This is a genomic window from Bacillus sp. 522_BSPC, assembly GCF_001076885.1.
Classification (GTDB): domain Bacteria; phylum Bacillota; class Bacilli; order Bacillales; family Cytobacillaceae; genus Niallia; species Niallia hominis.
Genome location: NZ_JVDT01000185.1, coordinates 24,694 through 42,272 on the forward strand (window position 1 = coordinate 24,694; position 17,579 = coordinate 42,272).

Genomic DNA, 17,579 nt, shown 5'->3' on the forward strand with positions numbered 1-17,579 from the left:
GAGGTGGAAACCGTGAATGTCATTGAAAAGCTAAAAGAGAAAATACAACAAGAGAAGAAATTTAAAGAACGATTGATTGTATTTTGGTATGACCCTCAATCACAAGTAAGTGTTGGGGAATTAAAAGAACAGTTAGGCGACATTGAGATAAGGCGACTAACAAACCATAATTCATTTCAGTTAAAAGTAGAGATTGAAATTCAACGAACAACAGAGTCATTTTTAATATACTCGGATGAAGCAAAACCAAATGATAAAGATAACATGCTATTAGATATATTGTCATACAGTACTGAATTTAAAGCAGATGAAACTGCAATGTTATCAGAAGAGTTACAAGTATCAGATCAGGTATTACGTCCAATAATGGAACGATATCCTTTGTTCTTTGATAGTAAAGATAGGAAAAGACGACTAATTAAAATATTGCCAAAGGATTCCGACAACTATCAATTCGAACTAAGTATGATGGCTGTCTTAGTAAAGGCTTCTGTGCCCGATATACGTATGATGACACGTCAACTGCTTTTAAATGGGCTACATTTGGAAGAAAATGATTTATTAAAACAATTAGAACGTAACTATTCATTAGAACGAACTTTAGAATTTGTTGGCCGCCACTTTGGTGTAACACTAGAGCGGGATAATGAACCTTTATTACAACTGTTAAATGTTCTCATTTATCAACACTTTCGACAGAATGCTGGTTTTACTGTTGATGATTGGGAAGCTAAATGGGCATCGTCATCACCTAACATTTGTGCATTATTTGTTGAAGAGTGGTTACAACACGATGGAGAAGTGCTTGAAGATCATATTAAAGAATGGGAAAAAATGCATCAAGTAAGAGATGTGTTTACAAAGCGCGACATAGAAAACTACCAGCTAGTTGAAACGTTCCCGGTTGTTGATGCACTGATCATTGAAAAATGTATCGATGAATTGATTCATCAAACAATCCATGCAGATGAACGGCTATCTTTAATTGAGGAAAGATTACAAACGTATTGGGGATCAAAAGGTAAACTAAAAGACCTTTATGAAACTCTATTTGAAGCAATTCGGATTGAAAAGCTAAGACCTGTTGTTAATCGTATTCATCAACATGAAGATTTTTATGAAAATTATACAGAATATCTATATGAAATTGATAATGCTTACCGTCGTTTTATGCATCATTTTACACGCCTAGATGCGAAAGAAATGATTGAAGAAATTGCTAATTACTTAACGAATTGGTACGAAAATGAATACCTACGTCGAATCTCAGAGGAAATGAATTTCAGGTTGCAAGATGGATATGTATCCAAACTAATGCCTCAACGAACATTTTTTTCTAAGGTTATTCTTCCTATCTTGGAAAGGGAACAAACGAGAATATTCGTTATTATATCAGATGCCTTGAGATACGAGGCGGCATATGAACTTTATGGAAAATTAAAAGAACGAGAAAATGGAAAATCAAGTATTAATCCTATGGTAGCAAGTTATCCAACGTATACGCAATTAGGGATGGCATCTTTATTACCTCATAAGGAACTTGAAGCAGATGAAAAGAAAGGTATCTTGGCTGATGGACAATCGACGAAAGGCCTCGATAATCGACGTCGCATTTTACAGTCAGTTGAGCCACATTCTGAAGTGTTAAAGTTAAAGGAACTTTTGGATATGAAAACAAGTGAAGTTGACCAAGTGTTGAAAGGTAAAAGATTAGTATATTTATATCATGATCACATCGATGCTCTTGGTGATTCAGCAAAGTCAGAACGAGAGACATATAGAGCAGTACATCAAGCGATTTCGGATTTAGAATATGCAGTTGATCGATTATCACGTCTTCAAGCGAAACGTATTTTTATCACAGCAGATCATGGATTTTTATTCCAATTTAAACAAATTGAAAGCCATGGCAAGATACCAGCTGTTGAAGGACAAGTTATGGATCATAATCGTCGTTTTGCTATAGGGCACAATTTATCAGTTCCAGAAGGTTCGATTAAATTAAATGAACGACAATCATCATTACAAAATGTTGAAGTTGTTTTGGCCAAAAGTATTAATAGATTTAAAACCGGTGGGGGTCTTCAGTTTATTCATGGTGGAGCCTTACCACAGGAGGCGGTAGTCCCTTTAATAGATTACCGTCGTATTGAAGCAGGAAAACCTGTTGATATTGCAGTTGCAATGATTAATAAAGTAATTACAAATTATCGTATTCCGGTTTCCTTCTATCAAGAGCAAAGTATTGCAGACAACTATACTTCACGAAAAATTAATATAGCTTTTTACCAAGGTGATGAACGAATCTCTAATGAAGTAGAACTCGTATTTGATCTAAAGGGAGAAAATCGCGACCGTAATAGGCAAGTAATATTTAACTTAGTCGAAAAGCATTACAAGATAGGTGAAACATGCATCTTAAGAGTAGAGACTGTGACCAAGAAAGGTAATGAGCCATACTTGGAAGAAGAATTTACCTTACGATTATATGAAGCATTATATTAAGTCAAAAAGGAAACGGGGGTGTTACTTTTGCTTAAAAAAGGTGAAATTGTTGGAGCATCTTTCTGGCCAGAAGCAGTTCAAATTAAACATGTTGAAAGCATAGATGATGATTTATATTTAGTAGAAGCTGTTGGGCGAGAGTCTAATCAATTCTTTGAAAACTATCTTGAGAAACATCAATTACAAGAAGTTGAACGTTATTCTGATGAAGATGCTTCAGATCAATTGAGAGATAGATTTCAACATTACTTACAATATTATGTGTTGCGAACAGAGAAAGAATACTCACAGTCCCGTGCCCGTGGAAATAAGAACATGATTCCTTTACCACACCAAATCGAAGCGGTTTATAGCAAAATGCTACAGGCGCCCCAAGTCCGTTATCTATTAGCTGATGATCCTGGTGCAGGTAAAACGATAATGTCGGGTATGCTTATCCGTGAATTAAAGGCACGAAACATGATTCGAAAGTCTTTGATTTTAGTACCACCTCTTGTATTGAAGCAGTGGCAAACGGAATTAAAGGAAAAATTCAATGAAGACTTCTTAATTATTACACGTTCCTATTTGGATGCTTCAGGTGAACTGAATCCGTTTGATATGCATCAGCAAGTCATTGCATCAATGTACTGGGCGTCTAGAGAAGATATAAAAAACATGATTATTAACTCGCAGTTTGATTTAGTCATAGTCGATGAAGCCCATAAAATGGCTGCGTATACAGTAGGTCAAAAGAAACGCAAAGTGAAGCGGACAAAGATGTTCCAACTAGGCGAAAATTTGTTGAGACACACTGAGCATGCTCTTCTATTGACAGCAACACCTCACAAAGGGGATAAAGAAAACTTTCGTCATTTGATGAGTTTGATCGATCACGATATCTTCTCGCAACTTAATAGGAGTGATTCAATTTTAGAGAAGAGTAATCCATATGTTATCCGTCGACTAAAAGAAAATATGGTTAACTTTGATGGAACTCCTCTATTTCCGAAACGTACAACGACAACGTTAGGGTTTGACTTGAGTCCAGCAGAATCTGATTTGTATGAAGCTGTAACAGAATATGTAAGACATCACTTTAACCGCGCAAAACAGAATAATAAACCAAATGTTGCTTTTGCAATGATGATATTACAACGTCGATTAAGTTCATCTGTTGAAGCAATATATTTATCACTTGTACGTCGTAAAGAACGACTGCAGAAAGCGTTAGAAACAGGGCAAAAAGTTAAACAGATGATATTGGATTACGAAGACTATGAAGATAGTTCTCTCGAAGAACAGGAATTGCTTGAGGAGTATGCTGAAGGCGAATACGAAGAACTAGATTTAGATGAATTACAAGTAGAGATTGAAATGCTGGATCAACTAATTCGTAAGGCAAATGTCATCAGGCAAAGCCAAAATGAGCGCAAGTATCTTGAACTTGAGAAGACACTATTTGGTGCAAGTGGCTTGTTGGCACAAGATGAGAAGATTTTAATTTTTACTGAATCTAAAGACACACTTAATTATCTTGAGAAGAAATTGAAAGCATACGTTCCAAAGATAGCCAAAATTGTTGGTGACTTTTCTATGGATAGACGTCAAGAAGAGGTTGAGAAGTTTCGAAATGATGTGCAAATCATGATTGCTACAGATGCTGGAGGAGAATCAATTAACCTGCAATTTTGTAACCAAATGGTTAACTATGATATTCCTTGGAATCCTAATCGTTTGGAACAACGTATGGGGCGTATTCACCGTATTGGACAGAAAAATGAAGTCTTTGTATTTAACCTTGTTGCCACAAATACACGTGAAGGTGACGTATTAATTCGACTACTAACAAAGATGGAGCAAATGCGTGAAGATCTTGGACAAGATCTTGTGTATGATTTTATAGGTGAAGTTCTTGAGGATCGCCAAGCTGATTTATCTTCGGTGATGGAACAAGCGATCTCTGGCCGAGAAGATTTAGACGAGATTATTGCAAAAATGGAAAAAACATTATCCGAAGAACACAAGCGTTTATTAGAACTCGCTCAAAATGAACGTTTAGATGATAACTTTGACTTACCTGGTGCAAAGCTGTCCTTTGATGAAGTATCAATAAACAGCATTCCTAATCGGTTTTACGGACAATTTGTGATTGATGGATTAAAAAACACAAGAACTAGATTAAATATTTCTGCGGATCAGACAACTGCCCGTATTGATCGTTTTCCAAAGCGAATTCGTGATTTTGCACGTGATCATAAATTGATGTTTAATTTTGATGATTCCATACGTTTTGCTTTATCATCATCGAAAGTCTCAAATTCAATACCGATGATTGAAAATGATAATCCTTTGTTTAATTTAGTGATGAAACTGACAGCGAAAGAAATGCAGCAAGCTGTACTTCCTTTTTATGAAGTGAAGACATCAATCCCAGAATCTATGACAATGGAATTAAATCAATTAACAATTGTGGACGGTAATGGGCGAGAACTTGAGCAAAAGCTAATGCTGACGGGTAAACGTAGTAATAGTGAATTTATAGAAATATCACCATATTTACTTTTTAATCAAGCATTGAATGTAATAAATACGTATGACTCTGAAGAGCAGGAAATTAAGCGACATGTAATTAAACATGCTAGGAAACAATTAAGGTCTATTCAACGTAAACGTGAAGAGTATGCAAATAAAAAGAGAGTCTTCTTGAGAAAGTCCTTCGATGATCAAATGGAAACCTTACAAGATCGATTAAAGAGGTATCAAGAAGAAAATGTTGAAGGTAAAAACAGTGCTTTAATTAATCAAACTTACGCACAAATAGATGAAATGGAAGATCGGAGCAAAGAACGTTTAACTGAAATTGATCGTGAGCGATCGATTCAATTAAAGCCAGTAAAAAGGATAGCTCAATTTAGAATTGAACCAAATGGTAATGCTAATGGCCGTGTAATACCAGAAGACTATTTGGCAATGATTGAAGATTATGAATTAAGGCAAGGAAGAATCAATGTAAGGGTACAACAAGCATTTGGGTTAGTAGATTTCATCAGCGTGGAAGCGGGTGGTGAAAGTCGACTTATTGTGATTACGGACGATATACATCAATTTAAGGAGCAGTTGATAGAGGAAGACTATAATGCAATTAAGAGTCGCGTATTTGTGTATGAAGTAAGAGAAAAACAGATAGTAGAATATCAATTAGACCAAGGCTTGATGTTTGTTTAATGAGGAGGATTACAATGAAGAGATGGTGGATGATACGTGCTGGTGATGATAATGAGTTGATACCAGTATGGAAAGAAGAGAGTATAGCATCTATTGGATGGCCACAATTAGGTGATCCCAAAGAATATCGATCAAAAGAAGATATGGTTTCAAAAGCCGATGACGTTTATTCTGAAAGTAAACCTAATACAAGACGGAGTTGGATAAATCAAGTATGGCGTTTCAGTAGAGAAATAAAAAAAGGTGATAGAGTCATAACTTACTCTAAAGAGACAAGGGAATATATTGTGGGTACTGTAACAGAATCACATTTTTATGATGAATCTGTTGGTAATCCAGCTTACCCAAACAATATTAAAGTTGAATGGGAAGAAATTACCGTTGAAAGAGATTTATTATCACAAGCAGCTAAAAATAGTTTAGGTTCAGTATTAACTGTATTTCGTGTAGATGAGTGGGGAAATGAAATTGAGCAATTATTAGAGCACCCTTTTATTGAGCCTGAGGAAACCGGTGAAGTTGAAGAAAGTGAAATCATTGAAGACCTAGTTAATAAAGCCTTAGTCATGGTACAAGACAAAGTAGATAAGCTTGATCCATGGCAAATGCAAGAGTTAGTAGGAGGACTCTTACAAGCTATGGGATATAACGTTCAGGTAAGTCCCAAAGGGCCAGATGGAGGAGTAGATGTATTAGCATATAAAGATGCTTTTGGTTTTGAAAAGCCTATTATCAAAGTGCAAGTAAAACATAGGAAATCATCAGCAGGCGCACCTGAAATTCAACAATTACTAGGTGCTAATCCTATTGATGCTAATAGTTTGTTTGTATCTACAGGTGGATTTACCTCTCAGGCAGAAGCGGTAGCTAGACATAATTCTGTTAGGTTGGTAGATTTGGAACAATTAGTTGACTTAGTTGTGAAGTGGTATGAGAATATGCCGAATGATGTAAGAGCATTGTTGCCGTTACAGAAGATGTATGTGCCTGAATGATAATTAAAAAGGACTGATTAATTATGGAGTGGATTACTGTTGTAGTATCATCTCTTTTTTCCGGTATTATTGGTATTGTTATTTCAAATTTGTATCACAAAAGGTCTGTTAAGAAGAAACAAAAATATGACTTATTAGAACAGATGATGGGGAATCGTTTTGATTTAACCGGGGATAAATTTTCTGAGGCATTAAATAAAGTTTTTATTGTATTTAATGATTCTCAACAGGTTTTAGAGGCTTTAAAGTCCTTTCATGAAAGTGTCAGTGGCAAACATAAGGAACCTGAAGTTATTGATCAAAGACTTCTTGAATTATTTAAGTCAATGTGTGATAACTTGAAAATTGATACAAGGATTTTAACTGATAGCTTTTATTTAAAGGCATTTAATATAAAAAACAAATAACGCAGCAGAAATCGCCATTCTGTCATATTGGAAATTAGAATGTTGGGTCAGGAACAATTACTATATAAAGCAGGTGAAATAATGACAGTCAGCGAATCTAGTTTAAAAAGAACTATAAAAAAAGATAGTGATCTTACTGGTAAATTGGTTACTGTAAGAAAAAAGCGAGATGACGAAGCAAAGAAAATTCAAACCCTAACCAAAAAGAGAAATCTAGTAAAATCAGATTTACAAAGATTAGAACGATACCAGAAAAACCTGCTAAAGTATGAAAAAGAAATGACACAGATAATGGAACAAAAACGTAAAAATAATGATGATATCAATAGATATAAAGAAAGAGTAGATAAGGAACAGAAACGGGAATATAATAAAATGCTGAAATCCATTCAATCTCAGACAAGCATGAATGAAGACTATATGAACAGTGTTTCGGAAATATCAGAAAAGATAAACCAATTGGCAGAAGATGTTAAACATACCGCTGCTGAAAAAGAGATTATTGAATTTGATGTGTTTTTGTCCCATTCAAGCCTTGATAAAGAAGACTATGTTACAGAGTTGTCAGAAAAACTAAGCGAAAAAGGGTTAAAAGTTTTTGAAGATGTCAAAGTTTTTAAAATAGGACAAAGTCAAACAGACATGATGAATATGGGTATTTTAAACTCAAGATTCGTTGTTGTTTTTCTATCCGCTAACTTTATTAAGAGTGGTTGGTCTGACTATGAATTCAAAAGCTTTTTAAACCGTGAGATTAATGAAAAGAGAATAATAATATTGCCAATATGGCATAACATATCAGTTGAAGATATCCGCCAATATAACCCATATTTAGTAGATAAATTTGCATTAAGTACTAATAAATTTACGATAGATGAAATTGTAGAACATATTTTTGGTGTGGTTAACATGTCCAAGGAATAAGATTTATTGATTAATGCTTACTCATAGTTAACTTTATGGATACTAATCATAAAATTTAAATTTGTGTAGGAGGAGGTGGTATAGATGATATCTAAAGATGAAGTTCACCGTCTAATAGACAAGCTAGAAACATATATTGCTGATGACCTTGAATCACAACAATTAGATTTTAAGCAATGGATTACAAGAAGTTTTGATGACAACATTAAGTTGATGTTGAAAATGGCTGTATGTATGGCCAATGGTGGTGGCGGAAGTGTTGTATTTGGAGTTGCGGATAAAGTAAAAGGGAGATCTAATGCTATATTAGGTGTTCCGCAAGATGTGGATACCATAATACTTCAAAAAAGAATTTATGAAAAGACAGATCCTCATCTAACTCCAGTGTTTGAGGATATTGCTGTACCAGAAGGAACAAAGCGCTTACTGTTGATGAATGTGTACCCAGGTATACCGCCTTATACTACAACTGATGGCTCGGCAACGATAAGACAAGGTAAGGATTGCATTCCTTATACAGGCTCATTGAGGCGTAAAATGATGGATACTTCATCCCAAATGGATTTTACAGCTGAAATTATTCATGAAGATTGGAAAAGTCTATTCTCTCATTCTGCAATGGAACGTGTGCGCGAAATTATGTCGAGGGAAAGGGTTGATGAACATCTTTTGTCATTGTCCGATGAAGAATTATTAAGATCAATCGGAGCATTAAAAGATAGTTATTTTACAAAAGGTTCATTATTACTTGTCGGGAAACCGGAGGCTATTTCTAAATTTATTCCTCAACATAAATGGTCTTATAGAAAGATGATTAGTGACACAGATTATTCACTCAGGGACGATGGAACACATGCTATTCCCGTAGCATTATATGAACTGGAACGATATATTGCCGTTGATAATCCAATGGTAACTGTTGAATCTGGACTTGTGCACCCTGAGTTTAGCACATATCCGACGATTGCACTTAGGGAAGCATTACTCAACGCATTTGGTCATCGCGATTATCGAATGACTGGTACTATTATGTTAAAGCAATTTAAGGACAAGCTAATACTAACAAACCCAGGGGAGTTTGTCGGTGGTATTACACCTCAAAATATTCTCCATCATCCTCCAGTAGCGAGGAATAATCACTTAATGGATTTGTTAGATAGATTAAAATTGGTCAATCGTTCAAACTTGGGTGTATCAAGGATTTTTCGGTCTTTATTAGTTGAAGGAAAAGAACCACCTATCTATAGGGAAGTTGGCAGTAACATTGAGCTTACCTTTATCTCTTCACCTTTGAATAAGAATTTTAAAAACTTGATTGATCAAATGACAAAAGATAATCATCACATTGATGTTGACCACTTGCTTATTTTGCAATATTTAATAAGACATGAAGAAATTGATACTTCTGTTGCTGCTGATGTAGCTCAAAGAAGTATAGAACAGGCTCGTGAACTACTAAGCAGGATGCATAATGAATTTAACTTATTAGAATCTATTGGTCGTGGAAAAGGAAGATACTTCACTCTCTCACGTAATGCTTATGAAATGTTAAAAGGTGAAATGAAATATGAACGGCAGCAAAGTTTGGATAAAGAAGCAGTCAAAATCCGAATCCTATCTATTTTAAAAACAGATCGAAGCCTAACGAATAAGGAAATAAGGCAGTTAACAGGGATGAACCGTAAACAAGTTCAACGTTTAATACAGGAACTAGAACCTGATGGTGTGAAGGTTATAGGAAGAGGAGCGGGAACAAAATATATCTATTCACCCTAAAATAGGGACAAAATGGGACAATTATTGGATCTTAATACATTAGTATTTAAATACTAATGGGAAATGGGGACAAAAATAGGGACATAATAGGGACATTATTAGAAATAATAATCAGACGAGGTAGAGCCTTATTTACAATAGTGGCTTTACCACGTCTTTTTAATTTAGTAAATAATATTAGTTTACCCTATCCAACGTTACGGTGAACCGTACCATAAGTAATAAAAGAGGTCTCTAATTTTTAAAAATTCGGCTTTTGTGGCATCGAACCCCAAAAAGCCGACCGATCCATAGCTTCGCATGAATCGGAAAGCTCCATCTCGTTAAGCTGCAGGCAGCTGGAACGGATGGAGCTTTTCCTTTGGCCGCTTCCGGCATCGAGCCGGCGGCTGCCAGCCGGTGCTGATCCCTTCGGGATTTTCTCGCCCCGGGGGCGCCTGGACCAAGTGTTTCATGGCCTGTCGGCATCGAACCCTTGGCCAAGAGGCGGTCTCAAGCCTTACTGCCTGAACGACCGCCTCGCTCGGACCGAAAGACTCCTTCTTTGTTCTCCCCATTATAATGAGTAGGCTTATGACCGAGTGAAGGGCTGGCGCCAGGCAAACAAAATCGGCAAAGCCAAGTTAGGCTAAGGGCAGATGAAAAATCAGGAAACGCTTTTTAACTCCCCCTAAGTCATTGGGCTTCACTGATTTTGAACGACAGCAGGCAAAGATCAGGCCTGCTGTCTATGCCTGACTGGCGAGTTCGCTTCTTCGTAAGCGAACCCTTCACACGGTTTGCGTCCATCATTGCTTCCTTATCAAACAAAGAAAGGAAGTGTTAAAAATGGAAAAAAGTTTACGAAATTCAACGCATTAAGCAAATTATTCAAGAGGTAGAAGGCGGCGAACAGTACACCGTATGCAGCCTGAAGATGGTGCGAAAGCCGCAGCAAAGTTTATTGGGGATGAGGATCGCGAGGTATTCTTTGTCATGTGCCTGAACACGAAAAATCGCATTGTAGCTGTTCATCGCTGTCATGTTGGGAGCCTGAACGCCAGTATTGTGTCACCGAGAGAAGTGTTCAAGTCTGCCATTCTGAACAACATTTCTTCCATAATTGTCAGTCACCAGCATCCTTCAGGAGACGTTTATCCATCCAGAGAAGATATAGAGGTTACGAAGCGACTGGCAGAATGCGGCAGCATCTTAGGAATCGAGGTTCTGGATCATCTTATCGTGAACGATAAAGATGATTATTACAGCATGAAGGAAAAGAGGAAATATTTAAGGGCAGGAGGAAGGGGGCAACCTCTTCTTCTTCTTTTTTTATCATGAAGTTTCGGCTAGCAGGGGAATTGAACTCAGCTAGCCGAGCTTCATCAGCAGGAAACGCTGATGAAGCAAGAAAATAACCTAAGTGTTACCCTTATACTCTTTTATTTCTTCAAAGTAAAAGAAATCAGTTATAAGAGGGCCTTTGAAATTAAATCTTATTGTTCTTTCAGAGTAGGAGCCGAATGTATATTTCTATCTAATCAGTTCAAACTAAAAGTGCAGAGTAAGGTCGGGGCCACTTCCAGGTGACTCGTTTAAGCTCCGCTCCTTGCGCGCATACCCCAACGGTCCCTCTCCTCATTTAGCTTGGCGGTCGACCAGAAGGAAAGAAAACAGATTTCATCACTAAGAAAATTTCCATATCATCACGGCAAGTCTGACATTCAAATTGTAGGGAAATTCTTCAAAATTATTACCTATTATACTATTTATTTTTTTCTTCCGATTCATTAAAGTATTTCGATGAATGAAAAGGTTCTCTAAGACAAGTTGGGTATCCTCCACAAACAGAATTGTTTCGAGTGTATGTAAAAGGTCTGATTGATGATCACGATCATAATCAATAAGTGGACCGATTGTTTTGATAACCAATTCTTTCATAGATGGATTATCACGGTATTCTTTAAAAAAACGAAGGAAAATAAGGGAGTCAATACTTAAATAAAGGTTATGAAATTGTACCTTTTTTAACATATCAATACTTTCTTCAATCTCCGTATATTTATCGGCTAGATTCCTGCAATAGGGACTTAGAGGTGAATAAATCATCATCATTTCAATCGCCAGTTCCTTGACCTTCTCAGCAATTTTTCCATGAATTGAATCGGAAGGCTCTGAAGTGTTTTTTATTAAAAAAATCAACTGTTCTTTTTTAGCATAGAAATAATAATCAGCTGAATTGAATTTTTTCGGTAAGTCTTTAGATTCTTCTAAATTGAAAGTATGGACGACTAATAGTTCAGAAACTAGCGTTAAATCGATGCCTAGTTTATATCCTTTCTCCAACTGCATGGAAGTGATCGTTCGTGAAGTTAAGATATCTTCATAGAAATTTTTCTTGTGTATTTGCTTCGTTTCAGCAATTTTTCGTTCCTCTTGTATTTTTAACGCAAAGCCCAATGAAATATGATGGAGTGCGGTAATATGTCCTTCATGAAACTTAATATTTTGGTCAATGGTGATGAGGTAACCCTCTATTTGTGATTCGAAAAAAATAGGTTGAAAGACCACTTTATTATCGTTTAAAAATGTTAGATGGCCTGAATAATTGGTTTCTATCTTTTTCTTTAAAAATTTATCTTCGATTAAAGGTTGGATGTGCTTATAAATAGTTTGATCCCCAGCTACAAAGTGAAAATCTGGTTGGACTAAACAAATGGGGTTTCCAAGTATGTTACTAGCAGCAAGGCATATCTCAGTAAGGTCCTGACCGCGAATAAGGACATCAATTAATTCCTTCTGGACGTGAAAAAGATAGGAGAGTTGATTGGATTCTTTCATACTATTTGCTTTCAGAATGGGTGAAATAATATCGATATAAGGAATATGCTCCGGAAACAGGATAATGGGAATTTCGAGTAAATCTGCTTTTTCGATGACGGTCGAATCTAGTCGAGAAATATACTTTTCAGTCCGCAAAATCGCAAGGGCTGAACTTCCCGCCTCGCTCATTTGATCCAACAACATTAATTGTCGTGAGGGGTTATTGGAGAAATGAGAGAAGGCAGTTAAAAATAGTTCCGATCCTTTGAAATATAGATGAGAGTCAGGTATTTCTATCACACTGACATGCTCAATTTCTTTATCCAACCCATTCCGGCCTGCCACAACGGTTCCATGCTTAAGTCCACATATTTCTATCGCTTCACTGACTTTAATCCCCAAATTAAGCCCTCCTTATGTGCATCTTGCACAACTATTTTACCAAAACACTATAATTTCTGACAATATGAAATATTTAGAATATAAACTATAATGATAATTATAATATTAAAAATTATTATTCTACTCGGATTATTTACATTAGTTAAGTGACGTATTCCAATCTACTAAAAAAATAAGATGGTTCCTCCTATTTAAAAGATGATAGCAATGAAAGGAGTGTTCGTAATTGAGTAAAAGTGAAAGTCTATCACTATTAGAAACCATGAACGAAATCGTCAACATAAGGAGTTACGACGAGGAACAAATCCCGCAACAAGTGGAAGACGACCTATTATATGCCTTTTCAATTGGCCCCTCATCTGGAAATGCACAACCTTGGGAATTACTGGTGGTTGAAAACGAGACTCAGCGGTTAAAAGTAGTTGAGGCAACACTTGGTCCTGATTTAACAAAGGATAGTTATGGTGGACAGGAGTGGGTGAAGGATGCACCGTTTGTCTGTGTTGTGATGCTTGAAAAGAGGAGAGCCTTTGCACGAATTGGAGAAAGAGGATATATGGTAGGAACTCAGGATATTGCGTTTGCTATACAAAACTTTCGTTTGATGGCTCAAACTCATCAATTAAGGACCGCATGTGTAAGAGAATTGGATCTGGAATTATTAAAAAAGAAACTTGAACTTCCGTGGTATTTGGAGCCAGTGGCTATTTTAACGGCGGGGTATGGGAATAGAGAAAAGGGGCTTCCACCTCGGTTAGGAGTGGCTGAAATTGTTAAAAGGGGGAGTTGGTTTTGATTCAGCTCACACAAGCAGTCCCTGTCATATATGAGCGGTCAAGTACTCGAGGCTTTCAAAAAAAAAGCATTCCTGAGGACCTCCTAAAAGAAATCTTAACAGCGGGTACAATGGCACCTAATAGTGGAAATATGCAACCATGGGAATTCATTGTTATTAATACACCAGAGATGAAAGAAAAAGTGGTTGAGACTACATACGCTGGGTATTACTCAAAAGGTGCTAGCAATCAACATTGGATTAAAGATGCAGGAGTCATTATTGTAGTATGCACGAATTTTAAACGGACAATTGCTGCATATGGTGAAGATGGGAACCTATGGGCACAGCTAGATACATCTGCCGCGATTCAAAATATGCTGTTAACAGCAACAGCGCTAGGACTCGGTGGCTGTTGGATCGGTGGATTTAACCGTGAAAATGTGAAAAAGCTTTTTAATATCCCACCATATGTGACCCCAATTAGTATTGTTCCTTTAGGGTATGCGTCTAGGAAGTTCGATAATAAAGCAAGAATTCCTGTAGACCTGATTACGCATAAGAACCAATATAATGTTCCATTTTTTAAAGTTTGTAAAACAACGGAAAGCCTTATTAAAAATTAAGGTAGTGTCAAAAGATCTATGAAAACTAACTAGGTGTGTAGGTTCTCTTCTACTTATTAGGTGGAAAGGCCACGCAATCGCCCTTGACAAACACGCCAATGGTTTGACTAGTGTTTAACAAGGGCGAAGGGAACAAAAGAAGGCATACCAAATAAGCCCTTGGTTCTTTCCATTTTAAACCATTGACCAGTTCGGTTTGTCAAGAGTTCGCTCCGCCGATTGCTTATTTAGCCTAAGGGCTCAGCTAAACAAAAAGTTAGGCGGCTCTCTGCTCCACTATCCATTGTTGAGCTAATCCAATGAGCTTTGTCCAACGTGCAGGCATAGTAGGAAGCCCCTTAAGCTCAGGATTCACCACAGGCACTTTCCCTTCTAATGCGGCATGAGGGCGTAGAAAGTTAAAGTAAGCCGTAAATAAGGTGACGTAAGAAACGGAACCCTGTTCAGAGCCGAATCCATGAGTAGAGCGATAATTGCCCTTAAAGGTACGATTTAGTCTCTCAATAATTTGTTTCAGCGGTCTCAATTCAGTAGAAACTGGGTCCTCATTCGTTAATCCGATGACCTGTTTTACATCGAATGAAATACCGTGTTGAGCGAAAAAGTGTTGGGCTAAAAGGTAGATTGGATTCCCATCTACCACAAATGTCAAATTTTCTGGAATCTCTTTCATCTTTATCAAGACCTCATCAATCGCTCGGATAGCTGTCGCCGTGTCGCGATTAGGCGACACTGGATACGAAAGAATAATCTTTTTCACGGCGTCAAAAAAGAAAAAAAGATAGTGCCATCGGCCATTTACTTTGATATAAGTTTCGTCACCGCAGAATTGGTCAGAAAGCTCATAAGGATAATAATCCACATAAGGTTTAAGCAACAAAGATACGCTATTTTCGTAGTTCAATATGGTCTGATGAGAAATCATCACTCCGTGAACGTCTTGCATAATGGCAGCTGTCTTACGGGCTGAAAGACCATAGTTTACATGATAGGTCAAGATCAGACCTAATGTATGTGGTGATGCATAAATCCTTGATAAGTCAACGGCTGGCAACTCTGGTGATTCCTTTGATAACGGTTGAAAATCGATATAAAACTGCCGGTAAATGTATCTTAATTTAAAGGCTTGAGGGTTCTTTTTAAATCGTTTCTTCTCTTTGGAAGACATGCCGTTTAGTTTCTTTTGATAATAGGGACAGTCATTGTTTTTACACTTGAATACATGAAAATCTTTTCTTTCCTTAATCTTCTCAAGAGTTTTGGAACAATGAGGACATTTTAGAATAGCCTCTTTTGAAAAACGATTTTTATCGCTGAAAAGGCAGGTACAGACTTTGCATTGATACTGACCTTTGTCTCCATTGTTGGCATACAAGTAATCTGATGGAGCACCACACTTTGGACAGAACATAGATTTAGGTACTGTAACTTTTGAACTCTTACGCCTTTGAACAGGTTTAAGAGGCTTACCTTTCTTCTCTAGGTACTCAGCGAGAAGGACTTGATAATCAAGCTTTTCTGGCACTTCAATGATGGGAAGATCATCTACCTGGAGTTTTTGATAAGGTTTATTCACCGGCTGTTCTGTTGGCTTATCAAACATACTTTTACCGATTAATAGGGTAAGTAATGTTCGAATTAATTGTTCTTGAAAGTTTATAAAAGATAATAAATAGGTTATAATTTGAGGGTACAAATTGTCACTTCCTTTATTTAGGATTCTAGTGTCGTGGGTAACCTCACTATTACCTAAATTTCAGGGGGTGGCAATTTTTTTGCTTATAAAGCCCTCCAACAAGGTATTTTATAGCCTATTTCTTATAAAAGTTTTGACAATACGAAAATTAAAAAAGGAGTGATTTTATGGGAAAAGTACAAGGAGATTACGTTTCAGAACCAGTACCAGAGAGTGCCCGAAGACCATGGTGGGAAATCACATTTGTAACTTCAGGATTTTGTCTTGCCGTATCGGGTATGTTTGCAGGTGCTGCACTGTCAACGGGAATGTCATTAGGTAGTGTTATCATCACGATTCTTATAGGAAATCTATTGTTGACATTATTTGGTGGATTTATGGGTGCAATTGGTGCAAAAACGGGGGTAGCTACCTCGATGCTTGCCAAGCATGCCTTTGGAAAGTCAGGATCGATTATCATTAGTTTGATCTTTGCGATTACATTAATTGGTTGGTTTTCGGTCCAAGCTGGATTTTTCGGGCAAACCATTCATGCGATGTTACCAAATGGTGGGTTTATTACTTCCTCAACAGCGGCATCCGCTTGGGGAGGCGCATTAATGATTCTAACCGCCTTCATCGGCTATAAAGCAATCAGGGTATTAAGTAATATTGCTATTCCACTGTTACTGATTTTGTCCATAGTGGGAGTATCTTTAGCAGTGTCTGGTTCAGGGGGGTGGGGAGGTCTAACCGTAGAAGTACTTCAACCAATATCCATCATGGAAGGAATTGTTATTGTTGTCGGTACATTTGCTGTTGGAGCAGTCGTACAGCCTGATATTTCAAGATTTGCTCGATCTTCAAAGGATTCTTGGATTGCGATGACGGTTGGAATGTTTATTGCCAATGGGTTTATTGTCTTTGCAGGTGCAGTCACATCGCTAGCAATGGGAACAGGAGACTTACCAGCTGCTATGCTGCAGTTAGGGTTAGGTATCCCGGCGATTCTAATTTTAATTGCTGCTCAATGGACAAGTAATGACAGTAATCTATATTCGTCGTCACTTTCCTTTGCGAATATTCTGAATATGAAGCGTTCAAAAATTGTTCTTTTTGTTGGTGTTGTCGGGACGATTATGGGTGCAGCTGGAATCGCTGATTATTTTGTCGGCTTTTTAAGTACCCTTGGTGTCCTCATTCCTCCTATTGCAGGGGTGATGATTGCCGATTACTTTGTCGTAAATAAGGAGAAATATAAATTTAGTCAAGATGTTCGCTACCAACAAGTAAAGTGGAAAGCTCTTGTTGCTTGGATACTTGGTGTAGCAGGTGGAGTTTTTATATCCTGGGGGATTTCTTCCTTAAATGGGATCCTTATTTCATTTATTGCTCTAGTCGTTCTGAATCGACTTGGGGAGAAAACAGATGTACAAGCTAACACATTAACGAATAAGGAAGAAAATATTTAAAAGAGGTGTTCAT

Annotated in this window: 12 protein-coding genes; 10 read left to right on the forward strand and 2 right to left on the reverse strand. The window is 37.1% G+C overall.

Annotated elements, in window-relative coordinates; genetic code table 11:
• The first annotated feature begins 12 nt into the window (after positions 1-12).
• The 7 genes from pglZ to ADJ83_RS15735 all read left to right on the forward strand — a co-directional run bounded on the left by pglZ (position 13) and on the right by ADJ83_RS15735 (position 11,134).
• A complete protein-coding gene (gene pglZ / locus ADJ83_RS15700; RefSeq protein ID WP_048718297.1) occupies positions 13-2,505 on the forward strand; it encodes a BREX-1 system phosphatase PglZ type A in 2,493 nt (830 codons plus the stop codon).
• A 27-nt stretch (positions 2,506-2,532) separates the two neighbouring features.
• Positions 2,533-5,712, forward strand: coding sequence for a DEAD/DEAH box helicase (locus ADJ83_RS15705; protein WP_048718299.1), 3,180 nt, complete (start codon positions 2,533-2,535; stop codon positions 5,710-5,712).
• 14 nt (positions 5,713-5,726) lie between these two features.
• Positions 5,727-6,707: a restriction endonuclease gene (locus tag ADJ83_RS15710; RefSeq protein ID WP_048718301.1), complete on the forward strand. Its 981-nt coding sequence runs from the start codon at positions 5,727-5,729 to the stop codon at positions 6,705-6,707.
• 23 nt (positions 6,708-6,730) lie between these two features.
• Positions 6,731-7,114 carry a DUF6680 family protein gene (locus ADJ83_RS15715; RefSeq protein ID WP_048718303.1) on the forward strand — a complete coding sequence of 128 codons (384 nt, stop codon included), beginning with the start codon at positions 6,731-6,733 and terminating at the stop codon, positions 7,112-7,114.
• An 81-nt stretch (positions 7,115-7,195) separates the two neighbouring features.
• Positions 7,196-8,038 (forward strand): toll/interleukin-1 receptor domain-containing protein, encoded by an 843-nt coding sequence (locus ADJ83_RS15720; RefSeq protein ID WP_048718340.1) that lies wholly within the window; start codon positions 7,196-7,198, stop codon positions 8,036-8,038.
• An 84-nt stretch (positions 8,039-8,122) separates the two neighbouring features.
• Positions 8,123-9,814 (forward strand): RNA-binding domain-containing protein, encoded by a 1,692-nt coding sequence (locus ADJ83_RS15725; RefSeq protein ID WP_048718306.1) that lies wholly within the window; start codon positions 8,123-8,125, stop codon positions 9,812-9,814.
• Between the two features lie 903 nt (positions 9,815-10,717).
• Positions 10,718-11,134, forward strand: a complete 417-nt coding sequence (locus ADJ83_RS15735) for a JAB domain-containing protein (protein WP_239687083.1) — start codon at positions 10,718-10,720, stop codon at positions 11,132-11,134.
• 345 nt (positions 11,135-11,479) lie between these two features.
• On the opposite strand, the gene ADJ83_RS15745 is transcribed toward ADJ83_RS15735, so the two are convergent.
• A complete protein-coding gene (locus ADJ83_RS15745; protein ID WP_048718311.1) occupies positions 11,480-13,018 on the reverse strand; it encodes a PucR family transcriptional regulator in 1,539 nt (512 codons plus the stop codon).
• A 226-nt stretch (positions 13,019-13,244) separates the two neighbouring features.
• Between ADJ83_RS15745 and ADJ83_RS15750 the strand changes: the two genes are divergently transcribed.
• Positions 13,245-13,814: a nitroreductase family protein gene (locus ADJ83_RS15750; RefSeq protein ID WP_048718312.1), complete on the forward strand. Its 570-nt coding sequence runs from the start codon at positions 13,245-13,247 to the stop codon at positions 13,812-13,814.
• Complete coding sequence (locus ADJ83_RS15755) at positions 13,811-14,419, forward strand: nitroreductase family protein (RefSeq protein WP_048718313.1); 609 nt, start codon at positions 13,811-13,813, stop codon at positions 14,417-14,419. Before ADJ83_RS15750 ends, ADJ83_RS15755 begins: the two co-directional genes overlap by 4 nt.
• A 256-nt stretch (positions 14,420-14,675) precedes the next feature.
• Here ADJ83_RS15755 and ADJ83_RS15760 read toward each other — a convergent pair whose 3' ends face one another.
• A complete protein-coding gene (locus ADJ83_RS15760) occupies positions 14,676-16,115 on the reverse strand; it encodes a DDE-type integrase/transposase/recombinase (protein WP_048718314.1) in 1,440 nt (479 codons plus the stop codon).
• A gap of 167 nt (positions 16,116-16,282) precedes the next feature.
• Between ADJ83_RS15760 and ADJ83_RS15765 the strand changes: the two genes are divergently transcribed.
• The gene (locus tag ADJ83_RS15765; RefSeq protein WP_048718316.1) at positions 16,283-17,566 is read left to right on the forward strand and encodes a cytosine permease; all 1,284 of its coding nucleotides are present in this window, start codon (positions 16,283-16,285) and stop codon (positions 17,564-17,566) included.
• Positions 17,567-17,579: the final 13 nt, after the last annotated feature.

Coding starts and splice junctions, on each gene's coding strand:
- ADJ83_RS15710 (WP_048718301.1), top strand. CDS start 5,727: ATGAAGAGATGGTGGATGATACGTGCTGGTGATGATAATGAGTTGATA.
- ADJ83_RS15715 (WP_048718303.1), top strand. CDS start 6,731: ATGGAGTGGATTACTGTTGTAGTATCATCTCTTTTTTCCGGTATTATT.
- ADJ83_RS15720 (WP_048718340.1), top strand. CDS start 7,196: ATGACAGTCAGCGAATCTAGTTTAAAAAGAACTATAAAAAAAGATAGT.
- ADJ83_RS15725 (WP_048718306.1), top strand. CDS start 8,123: ATGATATCTAAAGATGAAGTTCACCGTCTAATAGACAAGCTAGAAACA.
- ADJ83_RS15735 (WP_239687083.1), top strand. CDS start 10,718: ATGCAGCCTGAAGATGGTGCGAAAGCCGCAGCAAAGTTTATTGGGGAT.
- ADJ83_RS15765 (WP_048718316.1), top strand. CDS start 16,283: ATGGGAAAAGTACAAGGAGATTACGTTTCAGAACCAGTACCAGAGAGT.